Annotated in this window: 24 protein-coding genes; 19 read left to right on the plus strand and 5 right to left on the minus strand. The window is 44.6% G+C overall.

Translation table 11 applies throughout. The features are described 5' to 3' along the window. Positions 1-22: 22 nt before the first annotated feature. Together ABW391_RS24275 and ABW391_RS24280 are read left to right on the plus strand one after the other, a co-directional pair. Positions 23-475, plus strand: a complete 453-nt coding sequence (locus ABW391_RS24275; RefSeq protein WP_353484494.1) for an Hsp20 family protein — start codon at positions 23-25, stop codon at positions 473-475. Positions 476-535: 60 nt separating this feature from the next. Then, positions 536-847, plus strand: a complete 312-nt coding sequence (locus tag ABW391_RS24280; protein ID WP_353484495.1) for an ATP-dependent Clp protease adaptor ClpS — start codon at positions 536-538, stop codon at positions 845-847. Here ABW391_RS24280 and ABW391_RS24285 read toward each other — a convergent pair. Both ABW391_RS24285 and ABW391_RS24290 read right to left on the minus strand, forming a co-directional pair. After that, complete coding sequence (locus ABW391_RS24285; RefSeq protein ID WP_353484496.1) at positions 844-1,635, minus strand: metallophosphoesterase family protein; 792 nt, start codon at positions 1,633-1,635, stop codon at positions 844-846. The two genes, ABW391_RS24280 and ABW391_RS24285, sit on opposite strands and share 4 nt — an antisense overlap. Positions 1,636-1,928: 293 nt before the next feature. After that, complete coding sequence (locus ABW391_RS24290; RefSeq protein ID WP_353484497.1) at positions 1,929-3,224, minus strand: hypothetical protein; 1,296 nt, start codon at positions 3,222-3,224, stop codon at positions 1,929-1,931. Here ABW391_RS24290 and ABW391_RS24295 point away from each other — a divergent pair, their 5' ends adjacent. The 10 genes from ABW391_RS24295 (at position 3,225) to ABW391_RS24340 (ending at position 12,524) form a co-directional block, all read left to right on the plus strand. Next, complete coding sequence (locus ABW391_RS24295; RefSeq protein WP_353484498.1) at positions 3,225-4,463, plus strand: Rossmann-fold NAD(P)-binding domain-containing protein; 1,239 nt, start codon at positions 3,225-3,227, stop codon at positions 4,461-4,463. It abuts the gene before it with no gap. Continuing rightward, a complete protein-coding gene (locus ABW391_RS24300; protein ID WP_353484499.1) occupies positions 4,441-4,959 on the plus strand; it encodes a hypothetical protein in 519 nt (172 codons plus the stop codon). The genes ABW391_RS24295 and ABW391_RS24300 overlap by 23 nt, the downstream gene beginning before the upstream one ends. Further along, the gene (locus tag ABW391_RS24305) at positions 4,956-5,867 is read left to right on the plus strand and encodes an inosamine-phosphate amidinotransferase 1 (RefSeq protein WP_353484500.1); all 912 of its coding nucleotides are present in this window, start codon (positions 4,956-4,958) and stop codon (positions 5,865-5,867) included. Before ABW391_RS24300 ends, ABW391_RS24305 begins: the two co-directional genes overlap by 4 nt. A 94-nt stretch (positions 5,868-5,961) precedes the next feature. Continuing rightward, a complete protein-coding gene (locus ABW391_RS24310; protein ID WP_353484501.1) occupies positions 5,962-6,930 on the plus strand; it encodes an apurinic/apyrimidinic endonuclease family protein in 969 nt (322 codons plus the stop codon). A gap of 261 nt (positions 6,931-7,191) precedes the next feature. Further along, on the plus strand, positions 7,192-7,848 hold the full coding sequence (locus ABW391_RS24315) for a hypothetical protein (protein ID WP_353484502.1): 657 nt from the start codon (positions 7,192-7,194) through the stop codon (positions 7,846-7,848). 164 nt (positions 7,849-8,012) lie between these two features. Further along, a complete protein-coding gene (locus ABW391_RS24320) occupies positions 8,013-8,675 on the plus strand; it encodes a BPL-N domain-containing protein (protein WP_353484503.1) in 663 nt (220 codons plus the stop codon). A 72-nt stretch (positions 8,676-8,747) separates the two neighbouring features. Further along, the gene (locus tag ABW391_RS24325) at positions 8,748-10,424 is read left to right on the plus strand and encodes a DNA polymerase III subunit alpha (RefSeq protein ID WP_353484504.1); all 1,677 of its coding nucleotides are present in this window, start codon (positions 8,748-8,750) and stop codon (positions 10,422-10,424) included. 53 nt (positions 10,425-10,477) lie between these two features. Beyond that, on the plus strand, positions 10,478-10,735 hold the full coding sequence (locus ABW391_RS24330) for a hypothetical protein (protein ID WP_353484505.1): 258 nt from the start codon (positions 10,478-10,480) through the stop codon (positions 10,733-10,735). Between the two features lie 33 nt (positions 10,736-10,768). Then, positions 10,769-11,563, plus strand: coding sequence for a UDP-2,3-diacylglucosamine diphosphatase (locus tag ABW391_RS24335; RefSeq protein WP_353484506.1), 795 nt, complete (start codon positions 10,769-10,771; stop codon positions 11,561-11,563). Next, entirely contained in the window at positions 11,514-12,524 is a 1,011-nt protein-coding gene (locus tag ABW391_RS24340; RefSeq protein WP_353484507.1) for a glycosyltransferase family 4 protein, read from the plus strand. Before ABW391_RS24335 ends, ABW391_RS24340 begins: the two co-directional genes overlap by 50 nt. Here the strand turns inward: ABW391_RS24340 and ABW391_RS24345 are convergent. The 3 genes from ABW391_RS24345 to ABW391_RS24355 all read right to left on the minus strand — a co-directional run bounded on the left by ABW391_RS24345 (position 12,495) and on the right by ABW391_RS24355 (position 14,791). Next, on the minus strand, positions 12,495-13,202 hold the full coding sequence (locus ABW391_RS24345) for an acyl-CoA desaturase (RefSeq protein WP_353484508.1): 708 nt from the start codon (positions 13,200-13,202) through the stop codon (positions 12,495-12,497). The two genes, ABW391_RS24340 and ABW391_RS24345, sit on opposite strands and share 30 nt — an antisense overlap. A 192-nt stretch (positions 13,203-13,394) precedes the next feature. Further along, the gene (locus tag ABW391_RS24350; RefSeq protein WP_353484509.1) at positions 13,395-14,171 is read right to left on the minus strand and encodes a hypothetical protein; all 777 of its coding nucleotides are present in this window, start codon (positions 14,169-14,171) and stop codon (positions 13,395-13,397) included. Between the two features lie 74 nt (positions 14,172-14,245). After that, positions 14,246-14,791, minus strand: a complete 546-nt coding sequence (locus ABW391_RS24355; protein WP_353484510.1) for a DUF4337 domain-containing protein — start codon at positions 14,789-14,791, stop codon at positions 14,246-14,248. Between ABW391_RS24355 and ABW391_RS24360 the strand changes: the two genes are divergently transcribed. The 7 genes from ABW391_RS24360 (at position 14,790) to ABW391_RS24390 (ending at position 18,536) form a co-directional block, all read left to right on the plus strand. Continuing rightward, positions 14,790-15,098, plus strand: a complete 309-nt coding sequence (locus tag ABW391_RS24360; protein ID WP_353484511.1) for a hypothetical protein — start codon at positions 14,790-14,792, stop codon at positions 15,096-15,098. The genes ABW391_RS24355 and ABW391_RS24360 overlap by 2 nt on opposite strands. A gap of 207 nt (positions 15,099-15,305) precedes the next feature. Beyond that, positions 15,306-15,488, plus strand: coding sequence for a hypothetical protein (locus tag ABW391_RS24365; RefSeq protein ID WP_353484512.1), 183 nt, complete (start codon positions 15,306-15,308; stop codon positions 15,486-15,488). Positions 15,489-15,570: 82 nt separating this feature from the next. Continuing rightward, positions 15,571-15,990, plus strand: coding sequence for a gamma-glutamylcyclotransferase family protein (locus ABW391_RS24370; RefSeq protein WP_353484513.1), 420 nt, complete (start codon positions 15,571-15,573; stop codon positions 15,988-15,990). Further along, positions 15,987-16,232, plus strand: a complete 246-nt coding sequence (locus ABW391_RS24375) for a hypothetical protein (RefSeq protein ID WP_353484514.1) — start codon at positions 15,987-15,989, stop codon at positions 16,230-16,232. Before ABW391_RS24370 ends, ABW391_RS24375 begins: the two co-directional genes overlap by 4 nt. Before the next feature lie 255 nt (positions 16,233-16,487). Continuing rightward, the gene (locus ABW391_RS24380; RefSeq protein ID WP_353484515.1) at positions 16,488-17,048 is read left to right on the plus strand and encodes a hypothetical protein; all 561 of its coding nucleotides are present in this window, start codon (positions 16,488-16,490) and stop codon (positions 17,046-17,048) included. Positions 17,049-17,096: 48 nt separating this feature from the next. Continuing rightward, complete coding sequence (locus ABW391_RS24385; protein WP_353484516.1) at positions 17,097-17,903, plus strand: hypothetical protein; 807 nt, start codon at positions 17,097-17,099, stop codon at positions 17,901-17,903. Positions 17,904-17,954: 51 nt separating this feature from the next. Further along, the gene (locus ABW391_RS24390; protein ID WP_353484517.1) at positions 17,955-18,536 is read left to right on the plus strand and encodes a ClpP family protease; all 582 of its coding nucleotides are present in this window, start codon (positions 17,955-17,957) and stop codon (positions 18,534-18,536) included. The last annotated feature ends 18 nt before the right edge of the window (positions 18,537-18,554 follow it).

Genomic DNA, 18,554 nt, shown 5'->3' on the forward strand with positions numbered 1-18,554 from the left:
GCTTATATAAAGGAGAAAACAAATGACAAAAACTCTCACCCTTCGTTCTTTCGACATTCCCGCACTTCACAAATTTGGTATCGGTTTCGATAACATGTTTGATGATCTCATGCGTGTGAGTACTCAACAATCCACCTCAAACTATCCACCCTACAACATTGTGCAAATCAATGAAGATGAGTACATGATCAGTCTTGCTGTGGCTGGATTTGGACATGACAATCTTTCAGTCACCAAGGACAAAAAGTTCTTGATTATTGAAGGCAAAGAGTATCACCCCGATAGCAAAAACATCGTGCCAAACTATTTGCACAAAGGTATTAGCAATAGAGATTTCCGTAGAGAATTCCAACTTGCGGATCATGTGGAAATCAGCAATGCTCATCTTGAACTTGGTATTCTAAGTGTTCACTTGCGACGTGAAGTGCCAGAAGACGCCAAGCCAAAGACCATTGCAATCACCTACACAGCGTAATATAATATAGTGTAAATACAGTAGCGGGATCCACCCGCTACTGAACAACAAGGAATCAAAATGGCACAAAGCGACACAAGAACACGAATTAAACCTGCTGAAGATCTTAAAGAACCACCCATGTACCGTGTGGTATATCTCAATGATAATCAAACAACATATGAATTTGTGGTTGAATCGTTGATGCAGTATTTTGATTATACTGTAGAAACTGCTCAAACTATCACTGCTGATATTCACGATGCTGGATCGGCCTGTGTGGCAGTGTTACCTTATGAGATTGCCGAACAAAAGGGCATTGAAGTTACTATGTTGGCTCGCGCTCAAAGTTATCCTCTGCAGATCAGGGTTGAGCCCGAAGGCGTAGTTTAAAACTCTACAACTATTCGTTGGGGGTAATACACTGGCTTGGCGTAAGTTGTATCTCCACGGCCACGACAGTTGTTCACAAATCGGATTCCTGATCGGACCTGATCTACACTACCGTGATAGTGACCAAAGCACCAGGTATGCAGTTTGTTTTCAGTATCGGCTGCCATGGCCTGCATCATGAGTCTGTTGCCCATGGTGTTGAATCTCATGGTACCCTCTAGATCTATGTCATGTGCTACCAGCGCAGGATCGGGCACGGTATGGGTGACCATCACAATCTTTTGAACATCTTTGTGTGTTTGCAACTTAGCCACGCTGGAGATCATGTATGTGGCATCTGTATTGCTCATTCTGGCAATGCCTTTGGTGGCTGCCTCACTAATGCAATATCTTTCCTGTGCCCATTGTGCAGATTGTTCAGGATCAATGCCGAGATCAAAATCAAATCCCCACCAACCGTTGGTACCCAGAATAGCAATACCATCCACTATGATCACGTTGTCTTGGAGATAAACCACATTGGGAATACGACGCAGACGCCGGGTAAGATCACTATAACTGTGGCCCAAATCTTCCAGTTGTGTGTAGTGCTCGTCGTTGCCATCAATGTAAAACACAGCCTGGTAACACTTGCCCAAATGTTTAAGAGTGCGTACCAAAATATCTGGATCTCGAGTAACGTCGCCGGCCACAATGCACACAGGGCTTGTGGCCTGGTAGGTCCAATCAAATTCTTCGGGCCAGGTCTCTATATGTAAATCAGAAATTAAATCAAATGCTAAACTCATGATACATATTTAAAAGGAAACGCAATGAACATTATATTTGGCGACTCGATCAACACTATCCCAGACCACTATATCTTGCTTGAACTAGATACTTTTCGTCGTACCGGCGAAACTGAAACAATAACAGCCTATTGCTTGGTTGAAAAACCCGCTGTTAGTGAATTTGCTAACATGGAATCTTATAAAAAGATACACGAGGATGTTATAAAATACTATAAACTTCGAGAATGGAACTATTGTGAGCAGGCTATTACTGGACTTGTAGGAAGGTGGGGAGGAGAACTAGACACATTCTATACCAACCTATCTGACAGGGTGTTAAAATTTAAAGAGTCAGAACCCCCTGCTGATTGGGACGGAGTATTGCCCAAAGATTGAGTAGGGTATGTAATGGCTCTTTCAAGACGATCGTAGGCCTGATCAAAATTTTGTTTGAATTCATCAATAATTGATTGTTGCCATTGATCGCTAAAAAACAATTGTTTGTTTCTGATTGAGATCTCCTTGAGACTGGTATATAACAAAGTTTTTTCGGCCGCACTTAGGTCAGCGATACGACGCATCTCCTGAACAATGGCTTCAAGTCTCTGTGCAGGATCTTCTATAGTGTCGTAAGTTTCGTCAATCCAAGGGCTAAATGTTTCGAAGCCATAGGATCGTAGATACTCTAGACTGCCTATAGTGGCCGCAAGTATAAATGGTTGTCCGCAAGCAATTGGTCGTAATGTTTTTTCTGTTAATTGTAATCTCTTGTCATCAAACAGAGTTTCTAGTACCACTTCAATTGCAGTTTGTTGATAGTCGTTGGTAGAATAATCTGCACTACACGTGCTGGGTGCTTGAGTTGGTTCAAAGAACGTGTGCAAATCATAATTGTTGATCTGCAAGTTGAGATTTTTAAACACATGATCCTGATATCTATGCTCATCGTCGGTTTGATTAAACCATGTTTGACATTGTGTCACGAGATTGTGTTTGACCAATAACTCAGTAAACTTTAATCTATATTCTCTAGTGCCACACCAGGCACGATTATAAATTAAAAAATCTTTACTGGGCTGTTTTTCAACTGATAATAATGGATCATGTTCAGCATATCTAAACCAATCTCTGGCAAGTACAGCATGACACCACCAATATACTCCTATGAAATTTTCCGTTTGATATTTAAGATATTCCGGACTTCGCAATTCAGAGTGAACCAGTAGCACCGGCTTGAGCCAAAGATTATACGCAATCCCTACAATTCTAATATTCAGTTTTGGGGCCAGTTGTTCGACCAATTCTCGACATTTTTCAGTTAACTCAGGGTTCAACATTCTACTACCGAGAAAAGTGACATCCAAAAGTTCATCAAGCATGTCGGGCGAAGTGTACAAATCAAAATTCAAAGGTTCCTGGTCATGACAAAAAACAAACTTTGAACTCTTTGGTTTTCTTTCGCCAAAAGTTTTGCTGTCCAAGGTATTGATCATGTTTAGGTCACTGATTTTTCTTGAGCCGTGTGGATAAAAGCGATAAATTAATACATGATCGCGACTTGCAACATCTTGCAAAAAATTATATAATCTGTCTAAAGGTACGCTCATATGAAAAAAATTGGATTTATTGGGATCGGTAAGTTAGGTCTTGATTGTGCTGAAGTCATGGCAGAGAATCATGAAGTCAGGGGCTACGATATTTACCCACGTGCCAGCGACTCAGTAAAAGTTTGTGATATTGATGAACTTGTGAATGAAAGTGAGTGGATCTTTATTGCTGTGCCTACACCGCATGCAGAAGGATATGACGGCTCGGTTCCTAGTTCTCACATGGAGCCTCGAGACTTTGGATACGATGCTGTGATTGATGCCATCAACAAAATCAATGTTCATGCTCGAGAGTCTAAAAAAGTTGTGTTGATTTCCACAGTACTACCAGGAACCACACGCAGAGAATTTGTTCCTAGACTAGCTCGCCAACACCAGTTTTTATACAACCCTTATTTGATTGCCATGGGTTCAGTCAAGTGGGACATGGTCAATCCTGAAATGATCATGATCGGAACCGAAGATGGCAACCCCAACGCACTGGCCGGTGAACTTCGCGAGTTATACAATACTGTGATGCAAAATGATCCACGTTATGAAATTGGTACCTGGGATGAATGTGAGGCAATAAAAATATTCTACAACACATTTATCTCGGCCAAGATTGGCTTGGTCAACATGATTCAAGACTTTTCAATGAAGATTGGCAACATCGACGTTGACGTAGTCACAAACGCTTTAGCACGTTCGACCATGCGTATCATGGGACCAAAATACATGACTGCAGGTATGGGAGATGCAGGTGCATGCCATCCACGTGACAACATTGCTCTGCGTTGGTTGGCCGAAGAATACGACATTGGCTACGACTTGTTTGCCACAGTGATGCATGCCAGAGAAATGCAAGCCAAGAACTTGGCCATGTTCCTGGTTGAGCAATCTAAACAACATGGTATGAGTATTGTGATTCACGGCAAAGCATACAAACCAGAGGTGCCGTACTGTGTTGGTTCGTATTCCACCTTGATTGGACACTATGTTAAGCAAGCAGGACATGATGTGAGATATCTAGATCCACTAGCAGATGATCCTGCAGAAGTTATTACGGAACTAGCAGAGCCCGCTGTTATACTATGGGCACACAATAGAAAAATCACATATGAGTACACCGGTGATCAACCTGATACACTGCCCTACTGTGCAATTCCAAGAAATAGTGTGATAGTTGATCCGTGGCGTAAACTTCCTGCAATAGAAGGCCTAACAGTAATACCATATGGCAACACACGAAATTCTTAAATATCACATTCCTAAATTTTGGGATGATGAGTTTAAACAACTCAACTATGTTAATGAACACTTCAATGACCTTGTCAGCATTGAGAATTGGATGTCACAAGGGTATGCCAACAAGTTCACCGGGGACATGTGCGACATGCGCAGTCCACAACCCACATGGAATGAATGTTTTATTAACATCTACACTGAACTAGGCTGGAAAGATATTGGAACCAGTTACTACAGGATGTCCACAGGTACAACTCTTCCTGTTCACAGTGATCTGTATCTACGTTACGTGGAGTTGTTCAATCTTCAGGGCCAAGAACAACGCATACGCAGAGCCATTGTGTTCTTGGAGGATTGGAAACCTGGACATTATGCAGAATATAATAGCACAGCCAAAACTGATTGGCGAGCAGGAGATGTAGTTGAGTGGCGTTACGATGCACCACACATGGCTGCCAACATGGGTCTCGAACCAAGATATACCTTACAGATTACTGGATGGCTATGATACTAAGTCGCAATGAGTGGAGTCCACTAAAACGTATAGTAGTAGGTTCGGCCACTCATGCCAACTGGCCTGTAAATGATCCGGTGTTTGCAAAAGAATCAGAAAAAACAACCTGGACTGAAACGCCTGTTCCACGTGGGCCTGTGCCCCAGTGGATAATTGACGAAGCCAACGAAGATTTGGATGGTCTAGCAACGACCCTGATGAGCCTAGGCGTAGAAGTAATACGTCCGGATCCACTCAACTTCCAGGTCCACGATGGCATGTACAATTATTGCCCACGTGACAGGCTTCTTGTGTATGGCTCAACTATTATAAATCCTGCCATGATGTATCCCTGTAGAGACATGGAACTACAATGCTATCATGACATTGTGGACGAAGCAGAACACTACCACTTCATGCCCAGAAACGAAGGCTTTGTGTTGGATGCGGCCAATGTATGCAGACTAGGCAACCGGATGTTGTTCTTGGAATCCTCAAGTGGCAATCGCAAGGCATATGATTGGTTGTGTGAGCAATTTCCTGATGTTGAAATTGAATTGTGTAATTTTTACGCAGGAGTGCATATTGACTCAACCATTGTGCCCTTGCGTGAAGGCCTAGTCATGCTCAATGCCAGTCGTGTGAATTTTGATACAGTACCCAAGGTATTTGATGGTTGGCAAAAGATCTGGATAAATGAAGTGGTAGCACAAGGGTTTCACGAGTATCCATATGCATCAAAATGGATAGCGATGAACATGTTAGTGGTGGATCCACACACAGTCATATGCGATCGAAACCAAACCGAATTGATCAAAACACTCAAATCCTATAAGTTTGAAGTGATACCTTTGGAACTGCGCCATTCACGTACTTTGGGTGGTGGTTTCCATTGTGTTACACTAGACCTAGAACGCGGTTGACTGTTATTTTAAAATCCTGTATAATTACAGCATGAACACACCTCGAATTGGCTTTTGTTGCAAATGGCTCAATGACCCCTCAGAATGTGGGGGCATGAAAGTCAATGCAAAGGACCGTGAACTAAACGGCAGATCGACTACCATGCGCTGGCTCCGCGAGCACAAGGACGAGGCTGAACAACGCCAGTGGGACATCATGAACCACAATGCGTCAGCGGCTGTGAAAATGATCGAGCGTGTGGCCACCCTGCCCCAAGGTCGACGTATGGTACGTCTAGGCAGTGAAATGCTACAGGGCTATACTGAGAAAGATTGGATCACCTGGTGGCAACGACGTGAAATTCAAGATCACTGTGAAAAGATATTTGCTCCTGTGGGCGAAACCGCAAGACGTCTTGGTGTGCGACTGAGTTTCCATCCTGGACAGTTTTGTGTGCTGGCAAGTGAGAGCGACGAGATTGTAGAACGCAGTATCTTGGAGTTTGAGTATCATGCAGACATGGCTCGTTGGATGGGCTATGGTACCGCATGGCACGATCATGGATTTAAAATTAACGTGCATTTATCGGGTAAAGGTGGCCCCGCTAAATTCCTGAAGACCTTGGGTCGTCTCACTCCAGAGGCCAGGAACTTGATAACCATCGAGAATGACGAGATGACAAATGGATTGGACACTACTTTGGCTGTGGCTCAGCATGTGGCTCTTGTGTTGGATGTACACCACCACTGGATCAACTCAGGCGAATACATCGAACCGCAGGACGTTCGTACAAGTAGGGTTATTGACTCTTGGCGCGGCGTTCGCCCTGCAATGCATTTTAGTACTAGCCGCGAAGATATTCTTGTCGACCATGATTCAGGAGTTCGACCAGACCTTGCTGAACTTCTTGCTAGAGGTTATAAGAAGCAGAAACTCCGAGCACACAGTGACTTCTGTTGGAATCGGGCTGTGAATGCCTGGGTACTGGACTTTCGTGACCAGTTTGATATACAAGTAGAGGCCAAGGGCAAGAACTTGGCAAGTGAACAACTTTATGAACAATATATTTCTCAACATCTTTGATTGGATAAGAAGTGACTACAGAACTAACCCGCTTAGGTTCTTCGTGGAAGTATTGGCTTGGGCTGTGTCTATTGGGTGCAGTATTACGATGGCTGCCACTGTACCTAATCCCCCTCTCGTTGTACTTTACCCTATTTGGATTATGGGTTGTGCTATGTACGCTTGGGCTAGTTGGACTCGTAAATCGTTTGGTATGTTGGCCAACTACATCCTGTTAGTCAGCATTGACACCGTGGGTCTAATTAGAATGCTGGCACCAGTATGATCAAGAATGGTCGTATTATTGCTGTAAACTATTCTCCAGGCGCTGGCGGAAACTTTGTACAAAACTGTCTAGGATTCAGTAGGCACTGTGTTCTTAGAGATCAAAAATATGTGGCCTGGCAACTCACAGCCACTGTGGACTCAGACTTTTATCGGCAAAAACTTGCCTGGGTACTTGAAACTATACCACCGCACGTGATTGACCATAATTGGGTAAACTATGAATTAGGTAGTCAAAGACTATTTGGATTTAAGTTGGCCGAGGAACACACTGATCAGGACATACCCCAAGTGGTACATCATGCCGCTGAACAGGGACTATGGATCACACACGGAGCCCATTCTCATCCACATACTAGTCATTTTACATGCCACTGGCCCGAAGTAAAATACATTAATGTAGTGGCTTGGGCCTGGGCAAGACAGTGGAGAGAAATAAAAAAAACTAATTTAACGTCTGGTGATAAAGAAAAACAATTAGGTATGTGGCAACCCAGTCCTGATGCCTATGAGTTTGATCTTGATTTGGCAATTAAATCAGAATCAAAATGGTTACAAAACATACAGGCATTGTATGAGTGGCTGGGGTGGGACGACTTTGATCAAGCACCTGTGGCAGAGTATTATAGAATATACAAGCAGGCACACGATTAACAATTCACGGTGTAATATTTGTGTAATATCAACAGCAATAAATAAAAATAACCGACCACAACGATAGAGTGGCGCTGGAACTCGTAACCAGCAGATACCCCAAGTTTTGGGGTATTTTTTTTGTGTCATAAAACTGTCAAAAAATCACGGTCACTAAATACTGAATGAAACCCACCATAGCCTTGTTCTTGCACGACCCTAAATGTAGTGTGCAAAGCGGTAATGGGCTCATGCGAGCCCTGGGTGATCATTACAAATTCAAAATATTTGGTAAAAACAAACTGGAAGATGTGTTCTTTGATGATGTGGACATGATTGCTGTGCCCGGCGGGTTTGGTGATGCTGATTCATTTGAATCACTTTTCAAACACAATGCCGAACGTGTGCAACAATTTCTCGCTGGCGGCGGTCGATACCTGGGCATTTGTATGGGTGCTTACTGGGCCAGCAGCGAATACCTCAATATCTTGGATGGGGTAGACGCAGTACAATATATCCGCCGTCCCGGCACAGATACACATAGACCACATGCCAAGAACTTGCCCGTACTATGGCGCGATCGTTGGGGAAACATTGAGCCTTGGAACATGTTTTTTTATGATGGCTGTGCTCTGGTAGGTGACAAAACCAAGTTTCGAACCATGGCCACATACATGAATGGTGACGCCATGGCCATTATACAAAACAACATTGGCTTGATAGGATGCCATCCTGAAAGCGAACAATTCTGGTACGACAGTTACTCTTGGATGCGTGGTCGATATCACAGAGGCCAGCATCACACACTATTGTTGGACTTTGTGGATCAAATGTTTGCGACAAAATAGCCAGCCTAAAATTTTATCATCCAAAAACCATTCTATAAATATCTGCCTAAGGCAACTAAAAGGCAGCACAAAATGGATAGATATATAGAACTCCAACAATTAGTAAATCAATTTAGAAGAGAATTACCCCAAGATCAATGTTACGCAGACAGACTGGCAGAAGAATTAGAACTCATAAGAGATCAAAACTTTTCAAGACACTTTTTACGTGTGAGAGAAATACTGGATCTCACCACAGACATTCCACACATCACCAGAGGCTCAGCAGGATCTAGCCTGGTATGCTGGCTCATGGGTATCAGTGATCTTGATCCTGTGGCAGAAAACATTCCCATAGCACGTTTTATGAATCCCAAACGTGACGACCTTCCTGACATTGATCTAGACTTTCCGCACTGGCAACAACTCACTGTGATGAATCGCATATTCAAACGCTGGCCAGGACAAAGCGCCAGAGTCTCGAACTATGTGATGTACAAAGAAAAGTCAGCCAAACGAGAAGCAGCCAAACGACTTGGCGCCAAAGGTACACTCAAACGTGGATTTGAATTCAGTCAAGTGTTACCTCAAGAAGAAATAGCAGAGGCCGAACGAGTCACAGCCAAACTCATGGGCAAGAAACGCTGTATATCCAAGCATTGTGGCGGCATCTTGATATTTGACCGTGCAGTGCCCCGGAGTCTGATCAATGGTGAGAATCAGATCTTGTTGGACAAGTACGAAACTGAAGATCTTGAGCACTTTAAAATAGACATTTTGGCCAATAGAGGACTAAGTCAGTTATGGGAAATAGATCAACGTCCGTTGACAGACTATCCCGAACATGATGAAATGACCAGTGCCTTGTTGGGTCGTGGTGACGTGTTGGGAGTAACACAAGGCGAATCACCTGCTATGAAAAGATTGTTCAGAGCACTCAAAGTCAAGAGCAAGAGCGACTGCACCTTGGCCACAGCACTGATACGACCAGTGGCCACACAAGGGCGTCGCAAGGCTAATGCTTTTCAAGACTGGTCAGCGGACACCATACAGCAAGACACAGTGGTGTTTGAGGACGATGCCATAACCATGATAGCAGATATTTTAGAATGCGACATGTACACCGCAGACATGTGGCGCAGAGCCTTTGCCAAACGCAATGAAGAAAAGATCTATGAATTCATGCAGTTGATTGGAGATCATCCCAAAAGAGACAGTGTACTGAGTGCCTTGCGAGAACTCAGCCATTTTGGTCTTTGCCGCGCTCATGCCACCAATCTGGGCCGATTGATCTGGGCCCTGGCCTATCAAAAGGCACACAATCCTGAACAATTCTGGAGAGCCTGTTTGAAACATTGTGAAGGCAGTTACAGTCGTTGGGTGTATTATCAAGAAGCCAAACTGGCCGGTGCTGTGCATGCCCCATTAGAGGGCGGCGAATGTGAAGAGCTGGCTCGCACAGGTCGTTGGAGTTCGGGCAGATTTATTCCGGCCTGCACAGAAATACGACGCCCGGGTGAAGTAGAATTCCTGGGACTGGTGGCCAACTACCGAGTGTTCAAAAGCGGAGCCAAAGACTACATAACCTTTGCTACTCTGGGCACAGGCAACGGACGTTATCTGGATGTGATAATACCACATGCTATCAGTTTTGCAGATCAACCAATTTTGTGGGGAAAAGGCCGATTGGACTTTACAAACAGCAGTGAATGTGTTAAAGTATACAAAAGCAAACGCATGAAACTACAAGACATAGCACACATTGACTGATGGCCCGACTACACATATACCCACACAGCGAACCTCAACATGATCTACACATAGTGGCAGATCCTGCCGCATTGCGAGCATTGGCAGAAGCGTTAACAAGTGTGGCTCGAAATCCAAACAGTTTCGAGAGAGTAAAATTACACACCAGTGATGGTCATGAATATACTGCCATGATTGTGTCTGGTGTGGGTGAGGACGAATGGCAGAACATACCTCCTGCCTATGCTGAATCAACTGTTCCTGTAATATCTACGTTGGAAGATTATCACAGTCTAAAAAAACAATTGGCAGAGTCTCAACAAAAACTGTAACAAAACAGTAACACAATTCTGCCTAAATACTAGATGCAGAAAACGTATCGCAGTATCTTTATCAGTGATGTGCATCTTGGCACAAGGGACTGCAAAGCAGAAGAACTTAACAATTTCTTAAAGCACAACTCCTGCAATACCCTATACCTAGTGGGCGACATCATTGACGCCTGGAAGATGCAACAAAATAGATTGAGATGGAAACAAAGCCATACCAATGTAGTTCGCAGGGTTCTTGGTCATGCAAAACGTGGCACTAGAGTTGTATACGTGGCAGGAAATCATGACGAATTCCTACGTCCCATGATACCATATGCTGCCACATTCGGTACTGTGGAAATATGTAATCAATGCGAACATGTGGGTGCAGACGGTCGGCATTATCTAGTGGTGCACGGAGACCTGTTTGATGGTATTACCCGTCTGGCACCATGGTTGAGTTTTTTAGGAGACAAAGCATATGATTTTATCCTGGGGCTTAATAGCAGATTTAATTGGATCCGCCATCGTATGGGTTTTGGTTATTGGAGTCTTAGCCAGTTTCTTAAGCATAGGGTCAAAAAAGCCATTGACTTCATATTTCACTTTGAAAAGAACCTTGCAACCTACTGCAAAAAAAGAGGATTTGATGGTGTGGTCTGTGGTCATATACACCACGCAGAAATAAAAGAGATCAACGGCGTTATATACATGAATGATGGCGACTGGGTTGAATCCTGTACCGCCTTGGTAGAACATCATGACGGGCAATGGGAGATTGTAACATGGACACAAAAAAATGACCAAGAAGATATTGATAATAACAGACAACTTACCGGACCAGATTAATGGCGTGGTCACCACTTACAAGAACATTGAGGCTTGTGCGGTACTGGATGGTTATACTGTGGATTATATTGACCCCAGGCGGTTCCGCCATGTTGATTGTCCTGGCTACAACGAAGTCAAACTTGCCATTCCGCGGGAGATGGGCAAGAAGATCGAAGAGATTGATCCGGATCATATCCACATCGCCACAGAAGGTCCTCTTGGTCTGTGGGCTAGAAAGTATCTTTCAATATGTGATTATAGGTATAACACCGCTTATCATACTAAGTTTCCTGAAGGGCTGAAAAAACTGTTTGGTATTCCTGAAGCAGTGACCTGGCCCTTAGTACGATGGTTCCACAAACATTCGGGCAAGGTTTTGACCACAACTGAAACCATGGTACGTGAATTGCAATCACACGGATTTAAGGGTGAAATTGTTCCGTGGACACGCGGCGTAGACCGTACTGTTTTTAATCCTACTCATAGACACACGACAGTCAGTCGTTATATCTTGTGTGTGAGCCGTGTGAGTAAAGAAAAGAATCTCGAAAAGTTTCTTGAGATGGACTATCTGGGTTATTTAAAAATCATGGTAGGTGATGGTCCCATGCTGGAAACCTATCGTAAGCAGTATCCGGATGTTTACTTTACAGGATTCAAAACAGGAGTGGACTTGGCCGAATACTATGCCAATGCCGAAGTATTTGTGTTTCCTAGTCAGTGGGAAACATTTGGCATTGTGATGATTGAGGCCATGGCCTGTGGAACTCCTGTGGCTGCATATCCATGTCAAGGCCCCGAAGATGTCATTGACGAAGGTGTCACGGGCTGTATGAACACTGACTTAAAGCAAGCCATCACTGATTGTTTGTTTTTAAATAGAAATCAAGTATGGCAAGGTAGTCAACGTTGGTCATGGGATCGTGCCTGGGAGATATTTAGAGACAACCTAGTTCCCACGAAGCCTAGCAAGTCCTAGCATTCTAAACAGGCCAAGCCACATCCAGCCTATATCAAACTCATACCAGTTCTTAGAGAGGCGGGCACTCGCTGGTTCCAAGTGGTGGTTGTTGTGCAACTCTTCGCCGCCAATGACAATACCCCAAGGCACAATATTACGACTATGATCTTTAGTTTTGCCATTTCTATATCCAATCCAATGTCCAACGCCGTTTATGACTCCTGCTGCCCAGAACGGTATCCATATCATCTGTATGCCCCAGATTACCGGACCCCACCATCCGAATACCAAGACGTCTAGCACAAAGAGAATGCCAATGCCAAGTCTAGAGTGAGGCTGGTATACGTGAAGCTCCATCCAATCAGCAGGAGTACCAACACCGTATGTATCAACCATGACTTTATCTTTTGATGCCGCATGATATAGTACCGCTCCTTTGAAGAAAACTCTCTTGATTCCATACACATGTGGCGAATGTGGATCACCGTCTTGATCGCTGAACCTGTGATGCTTGCGATGTATGGCCACCCATTGTTTGGTTACCATGCCTGTTGTGAGCCATAACCAAAATCTCATGAAGTGTTCTAGTACAGGATGGAATACAATTCCTCGATGTGCTTGGCCACGATGCAAATACAGTGTGACACAAACGATAGTAATGTGTGTCATTACCAGTGTTGCAATTAGTTCTATCATAGTTTATTTACTCATATGTATGTGCTTTTGTTTTTTCAAAGTACATCTAAATATATTATATGAGCAGTTTCTTTGAAGACCTAACCGATCTAATAACAGAAAATTCTGTGGGCCGAGTGCTGGCTATAACTCTGTTGATTTTTGTATCATCTGCATTGGTTGCCGCAGGATTGGTTTATTTGATTCTGAGATTTATCTTCCCACGTATCGCTTAGGTTCTGCTTCCGCCCTACGTTGTGCTTCTGTCTTGGGCACAATGTCTGTGCCCAGTTGAGGGTATTTTTCAATTCTATCTTGTATAACAAACGCAAACATCAGGCCAATTGATGCCGCAATAACAATAGCCATCACACCCCATACAGCATTGGCCCATACAGCATCCATACGTCTGCGTTTCTTAACTGCACGAACGTGATCGTCTCGCATTTGACTGGCCACAAGTATTTTTTGTTGTTTGCCCATGATCTTCATCATCTGTTCCACTTCGGTGTGTAATGCGCCCAGTTCTTTTGGGCTCTGATAAACCATTACTTCACGCAATTCCACACCCATTTGCTCTAGTTGCTTGCGCATGAGCACACGTTGTAGCGCACGTTTACCCAGGCTGGCATCACCTTGATAGATCTCGTGTTGGCTGTGTTTTTCTTCTTCTTCAAAAATGGCCATACACTTGTAGTAATTGTCGTAGTATGCGCCCAGGTGTTCACCAAGTTCAGTATAGATACCTACGGTGTCACCCTGTTTTTTGTTCAATTCAATTACACGGTTTTTTTCTTGAATGTAGGCATTTTTCTGTGCCACAGTGGGAGGCTTTTCTGGAGGATGCAGTTTGGAAAATTGGTCGTCAAGATCCTTGAGTACTTCCCGAACTTCACCGGCTGCACCTTTGATATCTTTGTAAAGTTTACAGCCAGCCTTGACAGCGGAGACTGCTCCGTTGGCCAAGGCAAACAGTGTTAACGGATCCACTTTTATTATACTCCAGCCCACTACACTGGTGGGTCAGAGTATTTACAGGATCCTGGCGTCAAATTAAACTGGGTTTAAAGTACAACAGGAATCCAAAGCCAAATTGCTTGACTCATCAAAATAATTGCGCCGCCACCTACATACAAACTGGCAGTGTACAATCGATTGTTCACGACCAATATGCTAGCCGATAATAGCACAATGGCAATTTGAAATAAACTACCAGCAAATGTGTACCAAGGACTACGTGATTTGGCCACAGCACGATCTGCTTCTAAGGCAAGTGCCCGGGCCATGAGTTCTTTCTTGCCTTCGCCGGTGGCAGGGTCTGATTCATAACGTGCAATCTTCTTGCTGAGTGCATGTACCTTGTCCACATCCTTGCGAGCCATGGCATCATCCAAGGACATCTCTGCCAAGGTACCCTTGATTGATTTTGCTTGGTAAAACGCCCAGGTGTTGTTGGCTTCGATAGTGTCGTTTAATATTCGGCTTGAATTGCCGCTGCCTAGGTATGTATTGATGGCCAAGAAGGCGGCCAACACAACAATAACCCAACCGGCTTTGTCTTTGATTTGTGCTTCACGTTCTGACCGTGATAATTGTTTTTGTTCTGCCATGGTTGGCTCCTTTGTGTATTATTCAGCCGGAGGTTTTCTGACCCGTAGTGTTTTGGCTGCTACTGCTGGTTTTGCCACAGGCGCCGCTTTGGGCTTGGCTGATGCCCGGGGCTTTTTGGCAGAAGCAGTTGTGGCCACTGGCACGGGTTCTGGAGCAATTTCAGTTGCCTGGGGAAACGGCCAATTGGTGCTGGATGCTTCCACTTTGTATGGTGCTGTCGGTGACAAGGTGTCTGGGGGTGTTGGTTTGGTAAAAAAACTTTTTAAAAATCGTAACATAATATTCTCCTGTGCAGTTATTTATTAGTGACAGCTCACTAGAGAAAACCATTGATTTGTGGTTGCGAAATCATATATAATACTACATAGGACGCTGGATAGGCCGGGTCCTATGACAAACTTGCTTATTAAGGAGAACATTATGTTTATAGCAGACACAATCATCGACACCGTTCAAACCGGTAAAAAAACAATCGTTAACACCTTCGTCACAAACGAAACTGTCAAAGACTCAATGATCAAATTCATTGATTCACAAGCAGAGTACACCAAACGAGCCGCCAAGGTTGGTATGGATACCTTCACTACACTTTCTAGTGAAGCGGTCAAGCAAGTGGAAGCCGCGACAAAATACGACTATGTCAAAGCCGGACAAGAATTCTTCAAAGCATTCCAACCCACAACTGCCAAAAAGTAATACGCAAGTATTACATTTTGCAAGGCCCCATATTTTGGGGCTTTCTCTTGACCAATAATTCATCATTTGCTATAATACGGTTATGAATACAAAACTTTACTTTGGCTATGGCATGAACACCAACTTGCATGAGATGGCGTATCGTTGTCCTCAAGCACAAAGTCTTGGTCCAGCACGACTGCTAGACAGTGCGTTTCGTTTTGCCATTCACGCTGATGTGGTAGTGGTGCCTGACTGTTATGTAGATGGAGTGCTGTGGTCAATCACTGAAGAATGTTTACAGAAACTGGATGCCCTAGAAGGCTTCCCACACTACTACAATCGCATTGAGATGACGGTAGAACATGACGGCGAGACGAAAGATGCCATTGTTTACTTTATGAATCCGGGTCAGTCTGATGAATTGCCCGGACAAGGTTATTTTGATCTAGTGCTAGAAGGTTACATCCAACATGGTGTACCTACTGATCAGTTATACAATGCTTTGGAACTATGGGCATGATCAGTCGACTGCTACCCGTATTGTTGTTGACTGGTTGTGCCGCAACTGTGAACTACAATCCTCCGCCCAGTGTCACAGCCATGCCCAATGATTGTGCCAATCAAGTGGCCATGATCAATTGGTTAGAGTCCCAATCCCGCGTCCCACGCCACTCCCTAGAAAGGCAAGAAGATTATGAAACCAGCCGTGCATCGTTCCGCCATCGTATTTGGCATGTGCGTTATGTGTGTCGCCCTGTTTAGTGGCTGTGCCAATCATATTGATCCCAATCGTGTGCCCATGAGCACTCGAGACCTCAATCACTTTCAAGTTGATTGCAGAATTAAATCACAGCAGGTGGCCATGTTGCAAAGCATGAGGCAAACACGTGATGAACAATTTGCTTCAAGTATGCGAAGCACGTTCCGTCCGTTATCGTGGACATCGGATCATGATATTGCACATAATAATCCCAACAAGTATATTGACTTCCACCTTAACCAATTGAGTTATTGCCGATGAAACGACTACTACTAGCGGCCCTGATTCCCATACTGGCACAGGCTGAATGTGTGATGACTGATCGCACTACTACCACCGCCACAGTTCGAATCGAAGAACGCAGTGACGTTCGCCGGGACATTGTGCCCAGTCCCACACAAGGATATCGCAGATGTCAAGTTAGTTACAAAGCCAGAATTGGCGCTCAGTGGTACTTGGCCACAGGCGTGTATGATTGGCCAGGCAACGCACCCGATGCGGAAGCCTGTGCAGTGGCCATGAGCCGAGCAGATGCCAGTGTAAGAACACACGTGGCTCCAGTAGGGGTGCGTGGTGAAAGCACTATGGTCTGTACCGATCGTCCCAATATGGATACTCTGAGAAAAACAGCAGTAGGCACACAAGGTCGCTTGCACCAATTTAGGCCGCACCCAGATTATCCTCGAGAGTTTTGGCACAATGGCACTCGGTGCCGTTGGTTTTTGGATACCGAATGGGCCCAAACCGATGTGCAAACACGTCAAGGTATTATCTGCAGATTAGAAACGGATCAGTGGGTAGTGGTTGACAAAATATGATCAATCCTGTATAATTGAATTATCGTAAAACTAACCTGAAAGGTATGTATGTTAATCAAGCGTTTATCAATTGTGGCTGTGGCAGTGAGTCTTGTGGCCTGTGCCAGCACACAAAAGGCTGAAACAGTGGCACCCACTCCGGCTACGGCCGCTCGAGTGGTTGAGATTGCGCCACCCGCACATCCCTATGCCTTGCCTCAGGCGCAGGCTCGTGTGATACCCCAGGCACCTGCTTGGTTTGTGAACTTGCCCCCTGATACCGCAGACATGACATTTGCTGTGGGTACTGCAACATCAACAGACGAGCAGATGGCATATGACAAAGCACGTATGGCCGCAGAGCGCAAACTGGTTGAACAGATGTACAGCCGGATTACGACACAGACCAACAGTTACAAAGCCGATCGTGGAAGTGTCACAATTGAAAACTATCAGCAAGTTACTCGCAAAAATGCCAATGGTGAACTCAGTGGCGCACAACGAGTGGATAGTCGAGCCACACATGATGGACAGTACTACAAGGTCTATGTGTTATTGCGTTTGCCCACCGGCGCTAGCAACACAATGCAAACACGTAGAGATCAGAGCCGTATGCAACGTGAAGCAGAGATCCGTGGTCGTGCCGCAGAGCGTGACATGGATACAAACGAATCTCGAGATCAAAAGCGTGAGCAAGATGCTGATTCAGCACTCGAGCGTAGATTGACTCCACAGAGCCGAGTTGCTCCTGTAATTGTGCCCACAACGTCAGGTGAAATCAAGTTACTGGACGTGGACAACGCTGAATACCGTCAAAAACGGGACGAAGCACTGGCCAAACCCAATGCTGTAGTTGGACAAACCACGCTGAGATAAACGGCGTATAAATAGAAGCGGTGTCAAAAAAAACACCGCTTTTCCTCTTTTATGATCATGCCAATAATTGAAACTACTCAAACCGAACAAACTCACTCTCAAGCACTTGCTGACTCTGGCATGTATGTTTTCATGGGCGACGTGGATGATGAAAGCATCAAACCAGTTGTGGAATGGTTGCTGTACGAAAACTATGTGACCAAGAAAAAGAAAAAAGAACTACTGCTCATGGTCTGCTCCAACGGAGGAGACATGGGTGCGGCCTTTGCCTTGATTGATGTAATGATGAGTTCTAAGATTCCAGTAAAAACTGTGGGTCTAGGAACCATTGCATCAGCAGGACTACTAATCTTTATTTCTGGCACTCACGGACGCCGAGTACTCACACCCAATACTTCAATTCTAAGCCATCAGTTCTCCTGGTACAACGAAGGCAAGGCACATGAGTTGTTTGCTACCATGCGTGAGTTTGAACTCACCCAGGCTCGAATGATTGCACACTATGAATTGTGTACAGGTCTGGGCCGGGAAGAAATACGCACGAACTTGTTGCCACCACAAGACGTTTGGTTATCAGCCCCAGAAGCCCTGGCCCTGGGCATCTGCGATGACATCAGTGTGGTCAAGAGTTAACCTTTTTTCTTGCGCCCT

This window comes from Haliscomenobacter sp., assembly GCF_040403615.1.
Taxonomy (GTDB): Bacteria; Bacteroidota; Bacteroidia; order Chitinophagales; family Saprospiraceae; genus Haliscomenobacter.